The 21721-nt window shown below is 65.1% G+C and carries 22 protein-coding genes; 14 read left to right on the top strand and 8 right to left on the bottom strand.

Annotation, left to right across the window (positions count from 1 at the left end; translation table 11 throughout):
* Positions 1-76 precede the first annotated feature (76 nt).
* The gene (locus tag CIT39_RS03160; protein ID WP_094973533.1) at positions 77-292 is read right to left on the bottom strand and encodes a hypothetical protein; all 216 of its coding nucleotides are present in this window, start codon (positions 290-292) and stop codon (positions 77-79) included.
* A 17-nt stretch (positions 293-309) separates the two neighbouring features.
* The gene (locus CIT39_RS03155; protein WP_094973534.1) at positions 310-1317 is read right to left on the bottom strand and encodes a 2-dehydropantoate 2-reductase; all 1008 of its coding nucleotides are present in this window, start codon (positions 1315-1317) and stop codon (positions 310-312) included.
* A gap of 163 nt (positions 1318-1480) precedes the next feature.
* Here CIT39_RS03155 and CIT39_RS03150 point away from each other — a divergent pair, with 163 nt between their 5' ends.
* Positions 1481-2056: a YidB family protein gene (locus CIT39_RS03150; protein ID WP_094973434.1), complete on the top strand. Its 576-nt coding sequence runs from the start codon at positions 1481-1483 to the stop codon at positions 2054-2056.
* A gap of 42 nt (positions 2057-2098) precedes the next feature.
* On the top strand, positions 2099-2371 hold the full coding sequence (locus tag CIT39_RS03145; RefSeq protein WP_244607511.1) for a GlsB/YeaQ/YmgE family stress response membrane protein: 273 nt from the start codon (positions 2099-2101) through the stop codon (positions 2369-2371).
* Between the two features lie 185 nt (positions 2372-2556).
* Here CIT39_RS03145 and CIT39_RS03140 read toward each other — a convergent pair whose 3' ends face one another.
* On the bottom strand, positions 2557-3342 hold the full coding sequence (locus tag CIT39_RS03140) for an SDR family NAD(P)-dependent oxidoreductase (RefSeq protein WP_094973435.1): 786 nt from the start codon (positions 3340-3342) through the stop codon (positions 2557-2559).
* Between the two features lie 258 nt (positions 3343-3600).
* On the opposite strand from CIT39_RS03140, the gene CIT39_RS03135 reads away from it, so the two are divergent.
* The 3 genes from CIT39_RS03135 to CIT39_RS03125 are packed head-to-tail and all read left to right on the top strand — an operon-like array spanning position 3601 to position 6695.
* A complete protein-coding gene (locus CIT39_RS03135; protein ID WP_094973436.1) occupies positions 3601-4665 on the top strand; it encodes an acyl-CoA dehydrogenase family protein in 1065 nt (354 codons plus the stop codon).
* Between the two features lie 16 nt (positions 4666-4681).
* Positions 4682-5842, top strand: coding sequence for an acyl-CoA dehydrogenase family protein (locus CIT39_RS03130; protein WP_008133127.1), 1161 nt, complete (start codon positions 4682-4684; stop codon positions 5840-5842).
* A gap of 40 nt (positions 5843-5882) precedes the next feature.
* Positions 5883-6695 carry an enoyl-CoA hydratase/isomerase family protein gene (locus CIT39_RS03125; RefSeq protein ID WP_094973437.1) on the top strand — a complete coding sequence of 271 codons (813 nt, stop codon included), beginning with the start codon at positions 5883-5885 and terminating at the stop codon, positions 6693-6695.
* A gap of 112 nt (positions 6696-6807) precedes the next feature.
* Here CIT39_RS03125 and CIT39_RS03120 read toward each other — a convergent pair whose 3' ends face one another.
* From CIT39_RS03120 to CIT39_RS03110, 3 genes are all read right to left on the bottom strand, one after another.
* Complete coding sequence (locus tag CIT39_RS03120; protein WP_162308860.1) at positions 6808-7554, bottom strand: VOC family protein; 747 nt, start codon at positions 7552-7554, stop codon at positions 6808-6810.
* 2 nt (positions 7555-7556) lie between these two features.
* Positions 7557-8345, bottom strand: coding sequence for an enoyl-CoA hydratase (locus CIT39_RS03115; protein ID WP_094973439.1), 789 nt, complete (start codon positions 8343-8345; stop codon positions 7557-7559).
* A gap of 124 nt (positions 8346-8469) precedes the next feature.
* Positions 8470-9675, bottom strand: coding sequence for an ABC transporter substrate-binding protein (locus CIT39_RS03110; RefSeq protein ID WP_094973440.1), 1206 nt, complete (start codon positions 9673-9675; stop codon positions 8470-8472).
* 326 nt (positions 9676-10001) lie between these two features.
* Here CIT39_RS03110 and CIT39_RS03105 point away from each other — a divergent pair, with 326 nt between their 5' ends.
* Both CIT39_RS03105 and CIT39_RS03100 read left to right on the top strand, forming a co-directional pair.
* Positions 10002-10751: a thermonuclease family protein gene (locus CIT39_RS03105; RefSeq protein WP_414645260.1), complete on the top strand. Its 750-nt coding sequence runs from the start codon at positions 10002-10004 to the stop codon at positions 10749-10751.
* A gap of 36 nt (positions 10752-10787) precedes the next feature.
* Positions 10788-12278 carry a M48 family metalloprotease gene (locus tag CIT39_RS03100; RefSeq protein WP_101635023.1) on the top strand — a complete coding sequence of 497 codons (1491 nt, stop codon included), beginning with the start codon at positions 10788-10790 and terminating at the stop codon, positions 12276-12278.
* Between the two features lie 79 nt (positions 12279-12357).
* Here the strand turns inward: CIT39_RS03100 and CIT39_RS03095 are convergent, their stop codons facing one another.
* Positions 12358-13686 (bottom strand): MFS transporter, encoded by a 1329-nt coding sequence (locus CIT39_RS03095; protein WP_094973441.1) that lies wholly within the window; start codon positions 13684-13686, stop codon positions 12358-12360.
* 181 nt (positions 13687-13867) lie between these two features.
* Between CIT39_RS03095 and cyoA the strand changes: the two genes are divergently transcribed.
* From cyoA to CIT39_RS03060, 7 genes are read left to right on the top strand one after another with little or no spacing between them, the layout of a single operon-like run.
* Positions 13868-15028: a ubiquinol oxidase subunit II gene (cyoA, locus tag CIT39_RS03090; protein WP_094973442.1), complete on the top strand. Its 1161-nt coding sequence runs from the start codon at positions 13868-13870 to the stop codon at positions 15026-15028.
* A gap of 12 nt (positions 15029-15040) precedes the next feature.
* Positions 15041-17038: a cytochrome o ubiquinol oxidase subunit I gene (gene cyoB / locus CIT39_RS03085; protein ID WP_094973443.1), complete on the top strand. Its 1998-nt coding sequence runs from the start codon at positions 15041-15043 to the stop codon at positions 17036-17038.
* On the top strand, positions 17039-17668 hold the full coding sequence (gene cyoC / locus CIT39_RS03080; protein ID WP_094973444.1) for a cytochrome o ubiquinol oxidase subunit III: 630 nt from the start codon (positions 17039-17041) through the stop codon (positions 17666-17668).
* Positions 17665-18045, top strand: coding sequence for a cytochrome o ubiquinol oxidase subunit IV (cyoD, locus tag CIT39_RS03075; RefSeq protein ID WP_094973445.1), 381 nt, complete (start codon positions 17665-17667; stop codon positions 18043-18045). Before cyoC ends, cyoD begins: the two co-directional genes overlap by 4 nt.
* Positions 18042-18890 carry an SURF1 family protein gene (locus CIT39_RS03070; protein ID WP_094973446.1) on the top strand — a complete coding sequence of 283 codons (849 nt, stop codon included), beginning with the start codon at positions 18042-18044 and terminating at the stop codon, positions 18888-18890. The genes cyoD and CIT39_RS03070 overlap by 4 nt, the downstream gene beginning before the upstream one ends.
* Positions 18862-20265 (top strand): ATP-binding protein, encoded by a 1404-nt coding sequence (locus tag CIT39_RS03065; protein ID WP_162308320.1) that lies wholly within the window; start codon positions 18862-18864, stop codon positions 20263-20265. The genes CIT39_RS03070 and CIT39_RS03065 overlap by 29 nt, the downstream gene beginning before the upstream one ends.
* The gene (locus tag CIT39_RS03060) at positions 20255-20788 is read left to right on the top strand and encodes a response regulator transcription factor (protein ID WP_094973447.1); all 534 of its coding nucleotides are present in this window, start codon (positions 20255-20257) and stop codon (positions 20786-20788) included. Before CIT39_RS03065 ends, CIT39_RS03060 begins: the two co-directional genes overlap by 11 nt.
* A 96-nt stretch (positions 20789-20884) precedes the next feature.
* Here CIT39_RS03060 and CIT39_RS03055 read toward each other — a convergent pair whose 3' ends face one another.
* On the bottom strand, positions 20885-21703 hold the full coding sequence (locus CIT39_RS03055) for a CarD family transcriptional regulator (protein ID WP_162308319.1): 819 nt from the start codon (positions 21701-21703) through the stop codon (positions 20885-20887).
* Positions 21704-21721 lie beyond the last annotated feature (18 nt).

The raw sequence follows: 21721 nt of genomic DNA, 5'->3' as shown, positions 1-21721 counted from the left end.
CAAAGGCGCGCGCTTCGCGCACCGTGCCCACGACGCTGGCAAGACAGAGAAAGATGGTGGGCACGCTTTCGCTAACTCAATTGCCTTGCTTCTTCTTGCTGCGCTTCGGCTTGACCACCGGCGCCGTCACTGGCTCGGCGACAGTCGGCGAACTCCCCAACTGCGACCGGCTCTCCTGCAATCGCCTATCGTACCCGGGCGAGTTCATCACCGTCGGCGGCCTCGCATAGGCCAGCGTCGAGACGCCGCAGAGCGCGGCGAGCGCGAGCCCAATCCCTAGACAATACCTCATGGCATGCTCCATCGTCCCTAGGCCATGCCGCGGATCTGCTGCGGCGTCAGCCGCGGCGGACCGTTGCCGGCGGCTTCAGCTTCCCTGATCAGCGCAACAATGCGGCGCATCAGCGGCACGTCGACATGGTTTTTTTCGGCGAGCGCGATGACCGCTCCCTGCAGATAGTCGATCTCGGTCCTGCGGCCCTGTTTCAAATCCTGCCCCATCGAGGAGCGCGCCTCGGGATCGATCTTCATGGTCCGCCCCAGGATCGCGTTGAAGATCACGTCGGGCAGCCGCAGCAGCGTCGGCGTCCAGTTCATCGGAATCGGCGTCGCCGAGACCGGCGCGATGCCGGCGGCCTTCAGCGCGGCCAGCCCCTCGGCCATCTGATCGGCGAACAGCCTGCGCCAGTCGCGGTTTGCCAGTTGCGCGGCAAGCGGCAAGTCGGACAATGCGCTGAGCGCGTTGTTGAGATTGATGATCAGCTTGCCCCATTGCACGCCGGTGATGTCACTGCTCGCGCGCACCGTGAGACCGGCCGCCGAGAGCGCCGCGGCCGTGTTCCCCGCATCCTCTCCGACATGGATGTCGCCGGAGGTCGAGCGGTGGAAACGGCCCTCGCCCATCGCGATCACGTTGAACGGCACCATGCCGGCGAGCACGCGGCGGCTGCCGAGGCGCTCGCGCAGCACCGCGACATTGCCGATGCCGTTCTGGAGCGAGACGATGACGGCATCCTCAGGCGCGTGCTGCGCGATCTGATCCGCGACATCGGCGGTGTCGGCGCTCTTCACCGTGACCAGCACGATGCCGGCGCTGTGGAAGATCGCGGGATCCTCCGACAGCGCGAGCTGGCCCGCACCCAGCTTCTTCTCGGAACCGTCGAAGCCGGTGAGCCGCAGGCCGAACCGCTCGATCTCGGTCTTCACCCGCGGCCGCACCAGCAGCGCGACACGGCGGCCCGAGGCGGCCAGTTGGCCTCCGACGAAACAGCCGATGGCGCCCGCGCCGGCCACCACGATCGGTCGATCCGTCATCACCTCGCCTTGCTCCCTGAACGATCCGCCTTCGATAGCAGAGGCAAGGCCGGCAACCAATCGCGTCGCATCCGACTTGTAACGGTCATGAGAGCCCCATATGTTTTCGGCCTTGGGGCAAGTCAGCGGCGAGCGCTCGCCGAACGAGACGCCAAAGGAGAGCACCATGGGTCTACTCGACGTCCTCAACGGCATGCAGAACGGCCCGCGCGGCCCGAGCGCGCCGAGCTCCGAGAAATCCTCCGGTGGCATGTCGCCGATGACCATGGCGCTCATTGCCCTGCTCGGGTGGAAGGCCTTCAAGCATTTGACGGCCGGCCAGCCTAACGCGGCACCTGCCCCGCAGCAGCGCGCTCCGCTGCCGCCTCCAACGCCTGTGAATACAGGCGGGAGTGGCGGTCTTAGCGACCTGCTCAAGGGCGGCCTCGGCGGCTTGCTCGCAGGCGGCGCGGCCGGCTCCGTGCTTAGCGGGGGCCTCGGCGATCTGCTCAACCAGCTCCAACAGGGTGGCCACGGCGAAGCGGCGAATTCCTGGGTCGGCAAGGGCGAGAACAAGGCGATCGCGCCCGACGATCTCGCCAAGGCGCTCGGCGCCGACCAGATCGAGAGCCTGTCCGCCCAGAGCGGCCTGTCGCGCGACGAACTGCTGTCCGGCCTCAGCCAATATCTGCCGCAGGTGGTTGATCACCTGACGCCGGACGGGCGGCTGCCGACCGAGAACGAGCTATCGGGCAGAATTTAATCGAACCTTGATCTACGCGTTCTCGGGAAGGGGAGCACTCTCATGAGCATGGGCGGCCTGTTGTGGATCATCGTGGTCGGCTTCGTCGCCGGCCTTATCGCGCGCTGGCTGGCGCCGGGACCGAACAGCCCGAGCGGCTTCATCCTCACCACCATCCTCGGCATCGCCGGCGCGTTTCTGGCGACCTTCATCGGCCAGGCGATCGGCCATTACAGCCCCGACCAGGGGGCGGGATTCATCATGGCCACCATTGGCGCGGTGGTGGTGCTGTTCATCTGGAACAGGCTGGTGGCGAGGGGCGTGATCAAGGGTTAGCGCGTCAAATCAACGAGAGCGGCACACCGCCTTCTCATCGTCATGCCCGGGCTTGACCCGGGCATCCACGTCTTTCGAACTGCGCGGTGACGTGTGGATGGCCGGGGCATAGGCGGAGCGGAAGCGACGCCGTCCTTCGGACGGCTATGCCCGGCCATGACGCGGAGAGAGCTTGTCGAGCCCCCTCACGTAATCAAATGCATCCCCGCATCCATGCGCACGACTTCGCCGGTCATGTTGCTGGAGGCCGGCATCGCCAGGAAGCAGACCAGCTGCGCGATGTCCTCGGCGGTCGAGGCGACCTTGAGCGGCACCTTCGCCACCACGCTGTCGCGCACCTGCTTGGCGCCGGCCTCGCCGCGACCCTTGGTGAACCAGGGCGTGTCGATATAGCCGGGGCATACCGTGTTGACGCGGATCAGCGGCGCCAGCGCACGCGACAGCGACAGCGTCATGGTGTTGAGCGCGCCCTTGCTCGCGGCGTAGGCGATCGACGAACCGACACCGCTGATGCCGGCGACCGAGGACACGTTGACCACCGCGGAGGGGCGCCCCGCAGCCTTCGCACCGGCCTCGAGCAGGCTGCGCGCGGCGCGCACCATCTGGAACGGGCCGATGGTGTTGACTCCATATAGGCGCTGGAAGTCTTCCGCCGACAACCCGTCGAGGTCGGCGTGAGCAACATGCTTGGTGGTGCCGGCATTGTTGACGAGGATGTCAAGCCGGCCCCAGCCGCTGGCTGCCGCAACGATCTTGCGGCAATCGTCATCCTTCGAAACGTCGCCCTGCGCGACCAGAACTTCCGGAGAGCCCGCCTTGCGGCAAACCTCCGCGGTCGCCTCAGCCTCCTTCTGGCTCGACGAATAGTTGATGACGAGCCGCGCCCCGCTGCGCGCGAGAATTTCCGCGGTTGCCGCGCCAAGGCCGGATGCAGACCCCGTCACGATTGCGCACAGACTATCTTTGGCCATCCGGATTTCCTTCCCCTGGTTCTGATGCAAGCCTTAGGTTGCTGGCCTTGTTTAGCGAGTTTGCCGCGCCCTGCAAATCGAGCAAACTCCGCTAAGCGGAATTAGCCTCCTATTGATCCCAGCCCATGCCGGAGCCGCAGGTTGACCTGCGATCAACGCTTGTCAGGGCCATGGCTTTTTCGGATCATCGGGCGCAAGAAGACCTGCGCGGTTCGCTCACCAAGCGGGACGCGCCAACGGCAAAACACGGGGAACGCTGTGGCGGAGAGTGACAATATCGTCGTCGAGACCGCGGAGAAGATCTTCGCCGATCTCGCCGATCCGCAAACCATCAACAACGACAAGAAGAATGCCTGGCAGGCGCCGCTGTGGCGGGCGCTGAGCGAAGCCGGCCTGCCATTGTCCTGGGTACCCGATGATCTCGGCGGCTCCGGCGCGAGCCTTGCCGACGGCTTTGCCCTGCTGAACGCCGCCGGCCGTTTCGCGGTCGCGGTTCCGCTCGCCGAGACCATGCTGGCCGGCTGGCTGCTGGCGCAGGCGAAGATCGCATCGCCCGAGGGCGAAATGACGGTGCTGCCGGCGTCGCCGAAGGACCGCATCACCCTCGATGCCGACGGTTCGCTCTCCGGCCGCGCCCGCGGCGTACCCTATGCCAAGGCGGCGAAGCATTTTGCGGTGCTGGCGCACGGCAAGGAGGGCGTCTCGATCGCCCTGGTCGATGCCGGCAAGGTCCGGATCGAGTCCGGGCTCAATGTCGGCTACGACCACAGCGACACAGTGACGCTCGACAAGGTCCAGCCCGTCACTCGCAAATCCGCGCCGAAGGCGTTTGACCAGACCACGATGATGCTGATGGGCGGCGTTGCGCGCAGCCTGCAGATCGCGGGCGCGCTGGAGTCCATGCTCGACATCTCCGTGCGCTATTCCAACGAGCGCGTCGCCTTCGAGAAGAAGATCTCCAAGTTTCAGGCGGTGCAGCACAATCTGGCGCGGCTCGCCGGCGAATCCGCCGCGGCCCTTGCGGCCGCGACCTCAGCCGCCGACGCTATCGCCAATGCAACATCGTTCAACGACGAGGTCTATCTCGAAGCGGCCTCGGCAAAAATTCGTTGCGCGGAAGCGGCGGAAAAAGGCGGCGCCATCGCCCATCAGGTGCACGGCGCGATCGGCTTCACCCTCGAGCACATCCTTCACCGCTATTCGTTGCGAGCGCTGGCCTGGCGCGACGATTTCGGTTCGGAAAGCCACTGGGCCGTCGAGCTCGGCAAGCTGGTCGCAAACCGTGGCGCCGACGAATTGTGGCCGCTCGTGGCTTCGCGCTGATCAGGGAGAGAAACACATGACCGCTGCCCTCCGTTTCGACCCGATCCGCCTGCCCGAGAAGTGCGAGCAATTGCGCAAGGAAGTGCGCGCGTTCCTGGCCGAAGAGATCGCCGCCGGCACTTTCGACCCGCACAAGCCCAACCGCGAAGACACCGACGCACCGGAATTTTCCCGCCGCGTCGGCGCCAAGGGCTGGCTGGGGATGACCTGGCCGAAGAAATATGGTGGCCAGGAGCGCTCCTTCCTCGAACGCTACGTGGTGACCGAGGAGATGCGCGTCGCCAACGCGCCGACGCGGCGCTTCTTCGTCGCCGACCGCCAGAGCGGGCCGGTGCTGATCAAATACGCGCCTGAACATATCAAGATGGACATCCTGCCGCGCATTTGCCGCGGCGAGATCTGCTTCGCTATCGGCATGAGCGAGCCGAATTCCGGCTCCGACCTGTTCGCGGCGAAGACGCGTGCGACCAAGACCGACGGCGGCTATCTGATCAACGGCACCAAGATCTGGACCTCGTCGGCGCATATCGCCGACTACATGATCGCGATCTTCCGCACGTCACAGCCGACCAAGGAAAATCGTCGTCACGGCCTGACGCAGTTCCTGGTCAAGATGAAGCAGCCGGGTATCCAGGTGAACCCGATCGGCCAGATCACCGGCCAGTACGAGTTCAACGAAGTCGTCTTCACCGACTTCTTCGTCCCCGACGATCACGTGCTCGGCGAAGTCGATGGCGCCTGGAAGCAGGCAACCAGCGAGCTCGCCTATGAGCGTTCGGGCCCCGAGCGCTTCCTCGAGACTTATTACGTGCTGACCGAGCTGGTCCGCGCGGTCGGCCCCAATCCGGACACGCGCAGCGCCGAAGGCATCGGCCGTCTCGTGGCGCAGCTCCATACCATGCGGCGCATGTCGGTCTCTGTTGCCGGCATGCTGCAGGCCGGCAAGGAGCCGGTGGTGGAAGCGTCGATCGTCAAGGACATCGGCACGGTCTGGGAACAGCAGCTGCCGCATCGCGTGCGGGATCTCGCCGCCTTCGTCGAGGAGACCGCGACCAACCGCGAGACGCTGGAGCGGCAGCTCGACTTCGCCATCAAGACCGCACCGAAACTCACCATCCAGGGCGGCACCACCGAGGTGCTGCGCGGCATCATCGCCCGCGGACTTGGTTTGCGCTAGTCGCGCGGCCTGGCCTGCGCTAATTTAATCGAGGATCACCATGAGCACCTATAAAGACATCGGCGTCGAGAGGGTCGGACATGTCGGCACCATCGAGATCCGCCGCCCGCCGCTGAACTTCTTCGACATTTCGCTGATCAACCAGATCGCGGATGCGCTCGACGAGTTCGACCGCGACATCGAGATCCGCGCCTCGGTCCTGTCGGCGCAAGGCAAGGCTTTCTGCGCCGGCGCAAACTTTGGCGACCCGGCGCGGCAGGCGCAGGAAGCGCGTGAGGCCGAGAAGAAGGGTGACCCCGCCGACAATCTCGGCCCGATCAACCATCTCTACATCCAGGCCGTGCGCATCTTCCGCGCCAAGAAGCCGATCGTCGCCGCCGTGCAGGGCGCAGCCATCGGCGGTGGGCTCGGCCTTGCGGTGTCGGCAGACTTCCGGGTCACCTGTCCCGAAGCGCGCTTCTCCGCCAACTTCACCAAGCTCGGCTTCCATCCCGGCTTCGGCCTGACGACGACGCTGCCGGAGCTGATCGGCAAGAACAACGCCGAGCTGATGTTCTACACCAGCCGCCGCGTCACCGGCGAAGAGGCGTACAAATGGGGTCTCGCCAACGAGCTGGTGCCGCAGGACCAGGTCAAGGCCGCCGCGATGAAGCTCGCCGGCGAGATCGCCGAATGCTCGCCGCTCGGCCTGCTCTCGACCCGCGCCACGATGCGCGCGGGATTGGCCGACCGCGTCATGGCCGCGACCAACCACGAGCTGGGCGAGCAGACCCGGCTGCGCGCGACGGAAGATTTCAAGGAAGGCGTGAAGGCGACGGAAGAACGGCGCACCGCGAACTTCAAGGGGCGATAAGGCCACAATGCCGTAGGGTGGGCAAAGGCGCGCGAGCGCCGTGCCCACCATCGTGCCTCCAGTGAAAAGAGCGTGGGCACGCTACGCTTTGCCCACCCTACTCTTCGCTCACTCAGCTCAGGCGAAACGTTACGCCGCCCAGTGCAAACGCGTTGCCTTCCACCGCAACCCCTCGCGCCTTCGCAGTAGCCAGCACGCGCGCGACGTCGGCTACGCGAAACTCCAGCGCGCTCATGATCTCGCTGGCACCGTTGACGAAGCGGAAGGTCGCATTGGGCAATTTCAGTTCGGTGCCTACAGGCTCGACACCGATGATCTTGCCCCAATGCTTCGCCAGCCCCTGCGGATCCGGGCTCTGCATCTCCACCACCGTCAGCGCCTGCGTCACGTCCTTGCGGATGAATTTCTGCCAGTCCGGCCCGGCCGGCGGGTACGGCCCCAAAATATCGTCGCTGCCTGCGGTGTGGTTGAACTCGATGAAGGCGGCGCGGCAGTCGCGGGGGTGGAGCTGCACGCCGTGATAGGGCGCATGGTCGATCACATTGGCGGTGCGCACGCCAAGCGCGTTGGCGGTGCGCCCGCGCTCGTCGGGATCGTTGCAGCAGAAGATCGCCATATAGCCGCCATGGCCGCCGGTCTTTTCGATGAAGCGGCCGGCCGTGGTACCGTCCTGGAAGGGCGCGACCACCTCCAGCAAGATCGTGTCGACCGGCAGCAGCGCGTTCTCCAGACCGTATTTCGCGACGTTGCCGTCACTATAGCAGACGGCGAGGCCCATGATCTCCGCGATGTCGGAGATGACGGGCGCGAGTTGCGGCGCGACCAGGCAGATCTGCCGCAACCGCAGATAGGGCGCCATGGTCATGCGCCCTTGAAGCTCGGCTTGCGCTTCTCCACGAAGGCCTTGGCGGCCTCCTTATGGTCCTCGGTATCGCTGCAGCGGGTGTGGTGGATCGCCTCGCCGTCGAAGCAATCCTCCAGCGGCAGATGCTCGGCGTTGTTGATGTTGCGCTTGATGAAGCCGAGCGCGATCGACGGGCCCTGCGCCAGCGACAGCGCGAGTTCATGGGCCGCAGTCTCGATCTCCGCGTCGGGCACGACCTTGGTCACCATGCCGATCGCGTGCGCCTCCTTCGCCGTCAGCACCGGCGACATCAGATAGAGCTCGCGCGCCCGCGCGCTGCCCAGCAACTGGGTCAGGAAGTAGGTGCCGCCGTAATCGCCGGAGAAGCCGACCTTGGCGAAAGCGGTGGTGATCTTGCAGGATTCGGAGGCGATGCGCAGATCGCAGGACAGCGCCATCGAAAGACCGGCGCCGGCCGCGGCGCCGTCGAGCTGCGCCACGACGGGTTTCGGCATCTGGTGCAGGATGCGCGAGACCTCCATGCCGCGGCGCAGGTTCGCCATTTTCACCTCGAACGGCAGCGGCGCACGGCCTGCCGCCATCGACTTGACGTCGCCGCCGACACAGAACGAGCCGCCGGCCCCCTTGAACAGCACCGCGCGCACCTCCGGATCGTCGGCCGCCCGCCGCGCCGCCTCGACCAGCCCGGCCACCATCTCGGGGTTGAGCGCGTTCTTCCGCTCCGGGCGATTCATGGTGATGGTGAGCAGCCCGCCTTCGAGCTCTTGCAGAACCATGTCGTTCATGGGGCGTCTCCCTTGTTGTTGTTTTGCTCGGTCATTCCGGGGCGCGCCGCGTAGCGAGAGCTACGGGAGCCCCGGGATGACGACCTGTCGTGAGGCGCGCGCGTCGTCGCAACGACTCACGCCCTCATTTCTTCACGAGCGGACAGCGCGACTGCTCCAGCGGCTGGAACGCTTCGCTGCCGGGCACGGTGGCCAGCAGCTTGTAATCGTCCCACCGTCCCTTGGATTCCGACGGCTTCTTCACCTCGAACAGATACATGTCGTGGATCATGCGGCCGTCCTCGCGGATCTTGCCACCCTTTGCAAAGAAGTCGTTGATCGGCGTTTCCTTCATCACCTTCATCACGGCGGCGGCGTCGGTTGTGCCGGCTGCCTTCACCGCCTTCAGGTAATGCGTGACGGATGAATAGACGCCGGCCTGCGCCGAGGTCGGCACCCGCTTGGTTCGCTCCATGAAGCGCTTCGAGAACGCGCGCGTGTCGTCGTTGAGGTCCCAGTAGAACGCCTCGGCCAGCAGCAGGCCCTGCGCAGTCTCCAGCCCGATGGAGTCGATGTCGGAGACGAAGGCGAGCAGCGGCGAGACCTTCTGGCCGCCCTTGGTGATGCCGAACTCGGCCGCCTGCTTGATGGCGTTGACGGTGTCGCCGCCAGCGTTGGCAAGGCCGATCACCTTGGCCTTGGAGGCCTGGGCCTGAAGCAGGAACGACGAGAAATCCGACGTGTTGAGCGGATGACGCACGCTGCCGAGCACCTTGCCGCCGGTCTTGGTGACGACCGCGCTGGTGTCCTTCTCCAGATCCTGGCCGAAGGCGTAGTCGGCGGTGAGGAAGAACCAGCTGTCGAGGCCGGTTTTCACCGCTGCAAGGCCGGTCACGTTGGCCTGTCCGTAGGTGTCGAACACGTAGTGGATGGTGTAGGGACCGCAGGCTTCGTTGGTGAGACGGATCGAGCCCGGACCGTTGAACATGATGATCTTGTTGCGCGCCTTTGCGATCTCGCCGGCGGCAAGCGCGGTTGCGGAAGCCGCGACGTCGTAGATCATCTCGACGCCCTGGTTGTCGAGCATGTCGCGGGCGATGTTGGCGGAGAGATCGGCCTTGTTCTGATGGTCGGCCGCCAGCACCTGGATCTTGCGCCCCAGCACCTCGCCGCCGAAATCCTCCACCGCCATCTTGGCCGCGGTCTCGCTGCCGGGACCGGTGATGTCGGCATAGAGGCTCGACATGTCGAGGATGCCGCCGATCTTGAGAGGTGGCTTGTCCTGGGCCTGCACGGCGCTCGCACTGAGGGCGAACGCGGCGGCAAAAATGCCCGACAAAATTTGCTTCATGGAAAAAGACCTCCCTTATCGCGCCGTACTCTGATGGCGGCTTGGTTATTGCTCTTGGTATAGTTGATGGCAATTGCTGTTGCCGCAATCATGCCGCATGCGCAAGAGGGCAGCAAGCGCGCGGCGCGATGCGCGCAGGGAATGCCGCGCATGTTTTCCGCAAAGCGGAATGGTGGAATGACGCAAGATGTTTCCGCGTCATTGCCAGCGTGTGAGGCAACAGCGACGCTCCACATTCGAAGGCCCCTTCGTCGTTGGCATCGTTCGAGTTATGATCGAAGCACAACGCAACCTCTCCGGGTCACGTGGCACGACTGCTTCATCTTATCGTGGCAACTCTTCTCCTCGCGAACCACACCGCGCTCGCGACGCCGTGCCAGTTCGAATCGCAAGGCGAGGGCCGCGTCGTCGCGATCGTCGATGCCCGCAGTGTCCGTCTCGATGACGGCCGCGAAATCCGCCTCACCGGCATCGAGCCCACGGCGATGACGAAGCAGGCGCTGGCCTCGCTGCTCGCGAGCCGCGACATCACACTCCGGGGCACCGACGACACACCCGACCGCTACGGCCGGCAGGGCGCGCTGGTCTTCATCGGCGAGAGCGACACCCCGGTGCAGGCCATGCTGCTCGCCCAGGGCGACGCCATGGTCTCCGCCGAGATCAGCGACAAGGACTGCGCGGCTCTCCTGATGGCGTCGGAGGCCGCAGCACGGCGCCAAAAAATTGGCAGCTGGGCTGACCCGTCGGCCATAAAAAACACGGAAAGTCCGGACGATATTTTGGCGGGGATCGGGCGTTTTGTGGTGGTCGAGGGTAAAGTCCTTTCGGTCCGGCAAGCTGGGGCAACGACCTACCTCAACTTCGGACGGAACTGGACACGTGGCTTCGCCGTGACTATTTCAAAGCGCACCCTACCGGCGTTCGAAAGCGCCGGCATCACCCTTAAGTCCTTGGAAAATAAGCGTGTTCGAGTTCGGGGCTGGGTCGAGGGAAGTGTGGGGCCGCGGATCGATGTGCGGTTCGTGGGGCAGGTCGAGTTGCTGGGTGCAAACGAACCGACAGGGGTAAGGCCCTAAAGAGGGGCCAAGCACGGGTTAAACGACGTGAATGGGGTGCTAGAACGGCACGTACGGAACCAGCGCAGCCGCCTGCGGGCGGCGCCGGCCGCGCTATGCCTCGTGCTGGGCACGTCGCTCGCGGGCTGCGGCGACATGGCCCGGTTCCAGACCGCCGCCGTCCCCGCCACCGTCGCGATGCCAAAGCCGAAGCCGGCCGTAGCCCAAACCCCGGCCACCGAGAAGGAGCACGAGCGGATCCTGGCAAGCTATGGCGGCACCTATGACGATCCCAGGCTCGAATCGCTCGTCAGCAAGACCGTCGACCGGTTGGTCGCCGCCTCGGATCGTCCCGACCAGGGCTACAAGGTCACCATCCTCAATTCCGGCGCGGTGAACGCCTTCGCGCTGCCGAACGGCCAACTCTATGTCACGCGCGGACTTCTGGCGCTTGCCAGCGACACCTCGGAATTGTCGTCCGTGCTCAGCCACGAGATGGCGCATGTGCTGTCCAAGCACGCCGCGATGCGCGAGGATCAGGCGCGCCAGGCCGCGATCGTCACCCGTGTCGTTACCGACATGAGCAACGATCCGGATATCACCGCGCTGGCGCTGGCCAAGACCAAGCTCACCATGGCGAGCTTTTCGCGCAAGCAGGAGCTCGAGGCCGACGGCATCGGCGTCGGCATTTCCGCCAAGGCGCATTTCGATCCCTATGGTGCGGCACGCTTCCTCTCCGCGATGGAGCGCAATGCCGAGCTGAAAGCGGGCAAGAACTCGCTCGATCCGCGCGCGCAGGATTTCACCTCGTCGCATCCGGCGACCCCGGAGCGCGTGCAGAACGCGCAGACCATTGCGCGGCAATATACTGCGCCTGAAGGCGCCGAGCGCGACCGCGAGACCTATCTCGCGGCGATCGACAACCTCGTCTACGGCGAAGACCCCAGCGAAGGTTTCGTCCGCGGCCGCCGCTTCCTGCATCCGAAGCTGGGCTTCACCTTTCAGGCGCCGGACAATTTCACGCTCGACAACACCGCCCAGGCCGTGATCGGCGTGCGCGAGGGCGGCGCACAGGCGATGCGTTTCGACGTGGTGCGCGTCCCGGCCGAGCAGTCGCTCGGCGACTACCTCAACTCCGGCTGGATGGAGGGCGTCGAGAAGGCGTCCACCGAAGACATCACCATCAACGGCTTTCCGGCCGCCTCCGCCACCGCCAGGGGCGACCAGTGGCAGTTCAAGGTCTACGCGCTGCGCTTCGGCAGCGACGTCTACCGATTCATCTTCGCGACCCGGCAGAAGTCGACCGAGAGCGAGCGCAACGCGCGCGAGACCGTCAATTCATTCCGCCGCCTGACGCTGGACGAGATCCAGGCCGCCCGTCCGCTGCGCATCAAGGTCATCACCGTGCAGCCCGGCGACACCGTGGAATCGCTCTCCCACCGCATGGCCGGCGTCGATCATCCCGCCGAGCGCTTTCGTGTGCTGAACGGCCTCGAGCGCACCGCGCAGGTGAAGGTGCGCGATCGCGTGAAGATCGTGGCGGATTGACGTGCGCTAAGCGCACGTCATCCCGGGGCGCGCTTAGCGCGAACCCGGGATCTCGCTCCGCAAACTCCGCCGTTTGGATCTAACGCCCCGCGTCCATGTCGCCGGCCTCGCGCTGGCCGCTGAGCCAGAGCGCGAGCAGCGTCCAGAACGCGCCTGACAGCAGATAGGCGCCCGAGGCGATGACGCCGAGATTGGTGGCGAGCAGCAGCGCGACCAGCGGAGCGAAACCGGCGCCGAACAGCCAGGCCATGTCCGACGTCAGCGCGGACGCCGTGTAGCGATAGGTCTGCTTGAAGTTCGAGGCGATCGCGCCCGAGGACTGGCCAAAGGACAGGCCGAGCAGGATGAAGCCGATCACCATGTAGATGGTCTCGCCGAACGCGCCGGCGTCGAGCAGCTGCGGGGCAAAGCCGCTGTAGATCGCGATCGCGATCGCCGATCCCATCAGCAGCGATTTGCGCCCCACCCGGTCGGCGATGATGCCGGAGGCCACGATCGCGCCGACGCCGAACACGGCAGCGACGATCTCGATGATCAGGAAGCGCACCGGGCTTTCGCGGGTGAACAGGAACACCCAGGACAGCGGAAACACCGTGACCATGTGGAACAGCGCGAAGCTCGCGAGCGGCGCGAACGCGCCCAGCATGATGTTCTGACCTTCGCGTGCGACGGTCTCGGAAATGCGGGCGGGCTGCAATTCGCGGGTCTCGAACAACGAGGCATATTCCTCCGTCGTCACCATGCGCAGGCGGGCGAACAGCGCCACCACGTTGATGGCGAACGCGACGAAGAACGGATAGCGCCAGCCCCAGTCGAAGAAATCGTCGGCCGAGAGATTGCCGGCGAAATAGGCGAACAGCGCGCTCGCCACGATCAGCCCGAGCGGGGCCCCGAGCTGCGGCACCATCGCGTACCAGCCGCGCTTGGAAGGCGGCGCATTCAGCGCCAGCAGCGAAGCCATGCCGTCCCAGGCGCCGCCCCAGGCCAGACCCTGCGCGATGCGCGCCAGCGCCAGCAGCCAGATCGCGGCGGCGCCGATCTCGTGATAACCGGGCAGGAACGCGAGCGCGACCGTGGCGGTGCCGAGCAGGAACAGCGCCGAGATCAGCTTAGCGGTCTTGCCGTAGGCACGGTCGACCGTCATGAAAATCACGGTGCCGATCGGCCGGGCCATGAAGGCCAGTGCGAATACCATGAAAGAATAAAAGGTGCCGTTCAGCTCACTCGCGAACGGGAACACCAGCCGCGGGAACACGATCACCGAGGCGATCGCGAAGACGAAGAAGTCGAAGAATTCCGAGGTACGACCGATGATGACGCCGATGGCGATCTCGCCGGGACTGGCCTGGTCGTGGCCGTGCTCGCCCGAGTGGAGATCTGCCATTGCGGGGGTCTGTGCCGTCGCCATGCGTGCGCCCTTAACGTCCTGAAAACCAAAGCCGACCGCCCGGCGGGGCGCCAGGCAATCCGACTTTGTCTGACCCAACATTCCGCACTGCAACATTGGACAAATTGTCCAATGTCCGGATTGCTGCGCCGCAGCTACCCGTTGGCCCCGCAAAAGAAACTCATTCTCAAAGGCTCGGCCCGTGTCTCGTCTCAAGATCCTGGCGCTACTACCTCTGGCTGCCGCGCTCAGCGGCTGCGACTACGTCGTGCTGGCGCCAGCCGGCGATATCGCCGCGCAACAGCGCGACCTCGTCATCATCTCCACCGTCCTGATGCTGCTGATCGTCGTCCCGGTGATGGCGCTGACGGTGCTGTTCGCCTGGCGCTATCGCCAGTCCAACACGGCCGCTCGCTACGAGCCGGAATGGGATCACTCGACCGCGCTCGAGCTGGTGATCTGGTCGGCACCGCTGCTGATCATCGTCTGCCTGGGCGCGCTGACCTGGATGGGCACGCACCTGCTCGACCCCTATCGCACGCTCGGCCGCATCCATGCCGACCGCGCCGTGGACCAGTCCAAGGCTCCGCTCGAGGTCGACGTCGTCGCGCTCGACTGGAAGTGGCTCTTCATCTATCCGGACTACGGCATCGCCACCGTCAACGAGCTCGCCGCTCCGGTCGATCGTCCGATCAACTTCCGCATCACCGCGTCCTCGGTGATGAACTCGTTCTACATCCCCGCGCTCGCCGGCCAGATCTACGCGATGCCGGGCATGGAGACCAAGCTCCACGCGGTGGTGAACCACGCCGGCAGCTACAGGGGCTTCTCGGCCAATTACAGCGGTGCCGGCTTCTCCGGCATGCACTTCAACTTCCAGGGCCTCGACGACAAGGGTTTCGACGCCTGGGTCGCCAGCGCCAAGTCGGCCGGCGGCTCGCTCGGCCGCGCCGAATATCTCCAGCTCGAGAAGCCCAGCCAGAACGAGCCGGTGCGGCGCTGGGGCACCGTCGATGCCGATCTCTATCGCCTGATCCTCAACATGTGCGTCGAGACCGGCAAGATGTGCCAGAGCGAGATGATGGCGATCGACGCCAAGGGCGGCAACGGCCATGAGGGCCTGAACAACACGCTGCCGCTGGCCTACGACAAATACGCCCGCCGCGGCACGGCGCTCGGGCCGGAGCCGAGCTTCGTGGCCGGCACCTGCACGCCCGATGCGCCGCAAGGCAAGACCACGGCGTCGATCACGGCTCCCGTCGACACGGCGCCGCTGCTCGGCGCCGGCCTGAAGCGGCCGGGCTTCACGCCGCTCAAGTCCTCGTCCTTCTTCCTCGGACTGCGTCCGAAGTCAGATTCCTAAAGAGATCCCCGCATGTCTCCTGATCTTCTCAAGCTCATCTTCGGCCGTCTCAGCATCGATTCGCTGCCGCTGCACGAGCCGATCCTCGTCGGCACCTTCGTGGTGGTCGCGCTCGGCGGTGCCGCGTTGCTCGGCGGCATCACCTATTTCCGCCTCTGGGGTTATCTCTGGCGCGAATGGTTCACCAGCGTGGACCACAAGCGCATCGGCGTCATGTACATGATCCTCGGCATCGTGATGCTGCTGCGCGGCTTCGCCGACGCCCTCATGATGCGTGCGCAACAGGCGATGGCGTTCGGCGGTTCCGAGGGCTTCCTCCCCTCCCATCACTACGACCAGGTCTTCACCGCCCACGGCGTGATCATGATCTTCTTCGTGGCGATGCCGCTGGTGACCGGCTTGATGAACTATGTGGTGCCGCTCCAGATCGGCGCGCGCGACGTGTCGTTTCCGTTCCTGAACAATTTCAGCTTCTGGATGACGGTCGGCGGCGCGGTGCTGGTGATGGCCTCGCTGTTCATCGGCGAGTTCGCCCGCACCGGCTGGCTGGCCTATCCGCCGCTGTCCAACATCGGCTACAGTCCTGACGTCGGCGTCGACTATTACATATGGGGTTTGCAGGTCGCCGGCGTCGGAACGACGCTGTCCGGCATCAACCTGATCTGCACCATCGTCAAGCTGCGGTGCCCCGGCATGACCATGATGAAGATGCCGGTGTTCACCTGGACCTCGCTCTGCACCAACGTCCTGATCGTCGCCTCCTTCCCCGTCCTGACCGTCGTGCTCGCGCTGCTCACGCTCGACCGCTACGTCGGCACCAACTTCTTCACGAACGATTTCGGCGGCAGCCCGATGATGTACGTGAACCTGATCTGGATCTGGGGCCATCCCGAGGTCTACATCCTGGTTCTCCCGGCGTTCGGCATCTTCTCTGAGGTGACCTCGACCTTCTCCGGCAAGCGGTTGTTCGGCTACACCTCGATGGTCTACGCCACGGTGGTCATCACCATCCTGTCGTACCTGGTCTGGCTGCACCACTTCTTCACGATGGGCTCGGGCGCCAGCGTCAACTCGTTCTTCGGCATCACCACTATGATCATCTCGATCCCGACGGGCGCGAAGATGTTCAACTGGCTGTTCACGATGTATCGCGGCCGTATCCGCTACGAGCTGCCGATGCTGTGGACGATCGCGTTCATGCTGACCTTCGTGATCGGCGGCATGACCGGCGTGCTGCTGGCGGTGCCGCCGGCCGACTTCGTGCTGCACAACAGCCTGTTCCTGATCGCGCACTTCCACAACGTCATCATCGGCGGCGTGGTGTTCGGCGCGTTCGCCGGCATCAACTACTGGTTCCCGAAGGCGTTCGGCTTCAAGCTCGATCCGTTCTGGGGCAAGATGTCGTTCTGGTTCTGGGTCACCGGCTTCTACCTCGCCTTCATGCCGCTCTATGTGCTCGGCCTGATGGGCGTCACCCGCCGGCTGCGCGTGTTCGACGATCCGAGCCTGCAGATCTGGTTCGTCATCGCCGCGTTCGGCGCTTTCCTCGTCTTCCTCGGCATCCTCTCGATGCTGATGCAGTTCGCGGTCTCCTTCCTCAGGCGCGAGCAGCTCAAGGACGTCACCGGCGATCCCTGGGACGCGCGCACGCTGGAATGGGCGACCTCCTCGCCGCCGCCAGACTACAACTTCGCCTTCACCCCCGTCGTTCACGACAATGACGCTTGGTGGGACATGAAGAAGCGCGGCTACCAGCGTCCGCTGACCGGGTTCAAGCCGATCCACATGCCCAGCAGCACCGGCACCGGCATCATCCTGGCCGGCCTCGCGACCGCGATGGGATTCGGCCTGATCTGGTACATCTGGTGGCTGGCCGCATTGAGCTTCGCAGGGCTGCTCGTCGTCGGCATCGGCCACACCTTCAACTATCACCGCGACTTCGACATTCCGGCTGACGACGTCATCCGGGCCGAGGACGCGCGCACCAAACTGCTCGCCGGAGCCAAGTAAATGACTGTCGCTGTCCATCCCACCCAATCCGGCGAGCCGGTCTTCTACCTCGCCGACGAACATCCGCATCCGGAAGGCTACAGCACCTCGCTCGGCTTCTGGATCTACCTGATGAGCGACTGTCTCATCTTCGCGATCCTGTTCGCCACCTTCGGCGTGCTCGGCGGCAATTACGCCGCCGGCCCCGCGCCGAAGGACCTGTTCGAGCTGCCCCTGGTGGCGGTGAACACCTCGATGCTGCTGCTGTCGTCGATCACGTATGGTTTTGCCATGCTGACGATGCAGCAGAACAAGGTCGCGCAGACGCAAGTCTGGCTGGCCATCACCGGCCTGTTCGGTCTCGCCTTTATCGGCATCGAGCTCTCCGAATTCGCCCACATGATCCATGAGGGCGCCACGCCGCAGCGCAGCGCTTTCCTGTCGGCGTTCTTCACCCTGGTCGGCACCCACGGCCTGCACGTCTCCTGCGGCCTGATCTGGCTGGTGACGCTGATGGTGCAAGTCCAGAAGTTCGGCCTGATCGAGGCCAATCGCCGCCGCTTGATGTGCCTGTCGATGTTCTGGCACTTCCTCGACGTGGTCTGGATCGGCGTCTTCACCTTCGTCTATCTCCTGGGAGTTCTGCGATGAACACCGATACCCACGCCGCCCACGCCGACGATCATCACCACGAAGACGGCCACGCCCACGGCACGTTCTCGACCTACATGCTCGGCTTCGTGCTCTCGGTCGTGCTGACCGCGATTCCGTTCTGGCTGGTGATGAGCGGGGCGCTGCCGAGCAAGCAGATCACTGCGCTGGTCATCATGGCCTTCGCCGTCGTGCAGATCGTCGTGCACATGATCTACTTCCTGCACATGAACACGACGTCGGAGAACGGCTGGAGCATGATGGCGCTGATCTTCACCATCGTCATGGTGGTGATCGCGCTGTCGGGTTCGCTGTGGGTGATGAACCACCTCAACAGCAACATGATGCCGATGCACCAGATGAGTGGAATGAATTGAGCGAATTAGGGACCGTGACAAACATGGCAAGCGGGGCGCGCGGCAAGGCTGCACGTCCCTCCCTGTGGCTCACGGTCCTCTCGCTGACAGCCCTTGTTCTTCTCATCGCGCTCGGAATCTGGCAGATCGAGCGCCGCGCCTGGAAGCTGGCGCTGATCGACCGCGTCGAGCAGCGCGTCCACGCCCCAGCCCAGCCGATCCCCTCGTCCGCTTCATGGCCCGCGGTCAACGCCGCGAATGACGAATACAGGCATGTCAGCCTCAAAGGCCGCTTCCTGCACGACCGCGAGACCCTCGTGCAGGCCGTCACCGAGGAGGGCCCGGGCTTTTGGGTGCTGACACCGCTCCAGCGCGACGACGGCACGCAAGTCCTGATCAACCGCGGCTTCGTGCCATCGGAGCGGCGTGAGGCATCGACGCGCCTGGACGGCAATCCGGACGGCCGGATCGAGATCACCGGCCTGCTCCGCGTCACGGAGCCGAAAGGCGGCTTCCTCCGGAACAACGTGCCTCAGCACAACCGCTGGTATTCGCGCGATGTCGCCGCGATTGCGACGGCCCGCGGCCTCCATGACGTCGCGCCGTTTTTCGTCGATGCCGACGCCGGATCACAATCCGCTGGCGGCCCGATCGGCGGATTGACCGTGGTCCGCTTTCCCAATAACCACCTGATCTACGCGCTGACGTGGTTTGCCCTCGCTTTCATGCTGGCCGGCAGGCTTTTCGTCCAGTTCGGCGGCGGGCTGTTCCGCCGCGAGCGCTTCGTCCACGAATCGGATGGCGGTCCAGATGCCGCCACCCGCAGGACGGGATCAAATGCTGGAACGATCGTCGAGCCGACCTGACGACGGGAAGACGCTTTCCCACACACTTGCGCATGATGGACCGGCCGTCACGCTGCAATCGCAGGCGGACGCGCGCAGCGAGCTGATCGGCGCCGCGCCGACCGACGATGAGACCAACCGCAAAAACATGGCGCTGCTGATCCAGCTGCGCTGGACCGCGGTGATCGGCCAGATCGTGACCATCGGCGGCGTGCATTTTGGGCTCGGCATTCCGCTGCCGCTGGAGCGGATGGGCGCAGTGATCGGCGCGCTGGTGCTGCTCAACGTCTCCAGCCTGGTCTGGGTGCGCCATCGCGCCGCAATCACCAACAACGAGCTGCTGGTCGCCTTGATGCTGGACGTCGCCGCGCTGACCGCGCAGCTCTACCTCTCTGGCGGTGCCACCAATCCCTTCACCTCGCTGTTCCTGCTCCAGGTGACGCTCGGCGCGGTGCTGCTCGACGGCCGCTCGACCTGGTCGCTGGTCGCGCTGACCTGCGCGAGTTTTGTCTGGCTGACACTGGCATATCGCCCGCTGGAGCTGCCGCCCAACCCATTGAGCGAGACTTACACGCTCACGGTCGCCGGCATGCTGCTTGGGTTCGTGCTCAACGCCGTGCTGCTGGTCGTGTTCGTCACCCGCATCAACAGGAATTTGCGCGAGCGCGACGCGCATCTGGCAGCGCTCCGCCAGCATGCGGCCGAGCAGGACCACATCGTCCGCATGGGCCTGCTCGCCTCCGGTGCAGCCCATGAGCTCGGCACGCCGCTGGCCTCGCTCTCCGTCATCCTCAGCGATTGGCGCCGCATGCCGGATCTTGCCGCCGATCAGGAGCTCGCCGAGGACCTCGCGGAGATGGAAACCTCGCTGCAACGCTGCAAGTCGATCGTGACGGGCATCCTGGTCTCGGCGGGCGAAGCGCGCGGCGAAGGCTCGTCGCCGACGACGGTGACGGCGTTCGTCACCGCCCTGGTCGACGAGTGGCGCGACGCACGCTCGGCGCGGACTCTCTACTTCGTCAACACCTTTGGCGAAGACGTTGCGATCGTCTCGGATGTTGCTCTGAAACAGGTGATCTTCAACGTGCTCGACAATGCCTATGAGGTCTCGCGCGACTGGGTCGAGCTCGTGGCGGAGCGCGAGGGCGACAACCTCGTGCTGTCGATCAGCGACCGCGGCCCGGGCTTTGCGCCGGAGATGCTGGCGCAGCTCGGAAAGCCCTATCAATCGAGCAAGGGCCGCGCCGGCGGCGGGCTCGGCCTGTTCCTGGTGGTGAACGTGGTGCGCAAGCTGGGCGGCACCGTGACCGCCGAGAACCACAGGAAGCGCGGCGCCACCGTCCGCCTCACGCTGCCGCTCGCAACGCTCGCGATCGGAGGGAATTTTGACGCCTGACCGTTCGCTCATCGTCGTCGAGGACGACGCGGGTTTTGCACGCACGCTGAAGCGCTCGTTCGAGCGCCGCGGCTACGAGGTCGTGCTGGCGGCCTCGATCGAGGAGGTACGCACCGCTCTGGACGAGCGCTCCTTCGGCCATGCCGTGGTCGACCTCAAGCTCGGCGGCGCTTCGGGCCTTGCCTGCGTCGAGCTCTTGCACACGCATGACCCTGATATGCTGATCGTGGTGCTGACCGGCTTTGCCAGCATCTCGACCGCCGTGGAGGCGATCAAGCTCGGGGCTTGCCACTATCTCGCAAAGCCCTCGAACACGGACGACATCGAAGCCGCCTTCACCAAGGCCGCCGGGAACGCCGAGGTCGCACTCGACGCGCGCCCGACCTCGATCAAGACGCTGGAATGGGAGCGCATCCACCAGACCCTGATCGAGACCGATTTCAACATCTCGGAGGCGGCCCGGCGATTGGGCATGCACCGGCGCACGCTGGCACGGAAGCTCGAGAAGCGGCCGGTGAAGTGAACCGTCCGCAACTCTCACCGCCGTCTACCCCCCAAACAAAAAGCCCGGCCGAACGGCCGGGCTTTTGATCTATTGCGATCGACGCGACGAAAGCGCTTACGCGGCCTCGTCGGCAACGGTGGTGTCGTCGCCATCGGTGTCGTCGGTATCGCCCTCGGCATCCGCCTCGCCTTCGGCGGTTTCGGACTTGGCACCGCGGCGCGGGCTCTTGGCGAGCTGGGCCTCGATCTCCTTGACCGCTTCGGTCTCGGTCGAGTGCTGCACCACCGCGATCTCGCGGGACAGACGATCGAGCGCCGCTTCATAGAGCTGGCGTTCGCTGTAGGACTGCTCCGGCTGCGATTCCGAGCGGAAGAGATCGCGCACGACTTCCGCGATCGCGACGATGTCGCCCGAATTGATCTTGGCTTCGTATTCCTGGGCGCGGCGCGACCACATGGTGCGCTTGACGCGGGCGCGGCCCTTGAGCGTCTCCAGCGCCTTCTTCACCAGCGCCGGCTCGGACAGCTTGCGCATGCCGACGTTGGCGACCTTGGCGGTCGGCACGCGCAGCGTCATCTTGTCCTTGATGAAGTTGATGACGAACAGCTCGAGCTTCGCGCCGGCAATCTCCTGCTCCTCGATGGCCAGGATCTGGCCGACGCCGTGAGCGGGATAGACGACGAATTCATTGGCCTTGAAGCCCTGGCGCTGGGTCACGACCTTCTTTTCCTCGACCTTCGGCGCAGCGGCCGCCGGCTTCACAGCGGGCTTGGCGGCAGCGACGGGAGCCTTGGCAGGAGCAGCAACGGGAGCCTTCGACGCGACGGGCTTCGCAGCAGGAGCCTTGGCAGCAGGGGCCTTGGCAGCGACAGGCTTGGCGGCAGGCTTTGCAACGGTCGCTTTCGCGGCCGGTTTGGCAGTCTTGTTAGGCATTGCGCTTCTTTTGTTCTT

The sequence above is a fragment of the Bradyrhizobium symbiodeficiens genome (genome assembly GCF_002266465.3).
Lineage (GTDB): Bacteria > Pseudomonadota > Alphaproteobacteria > Rhizobiales > Xanthobacteraceae > Bradyrhizobium > Bradyrhizobium symbiodeficiens.
The sequence above is the reverse complement of the archived record's forward strand: the minus strand, read 5'-3'. Positions and strand labels throughout refer to the sequence as shown.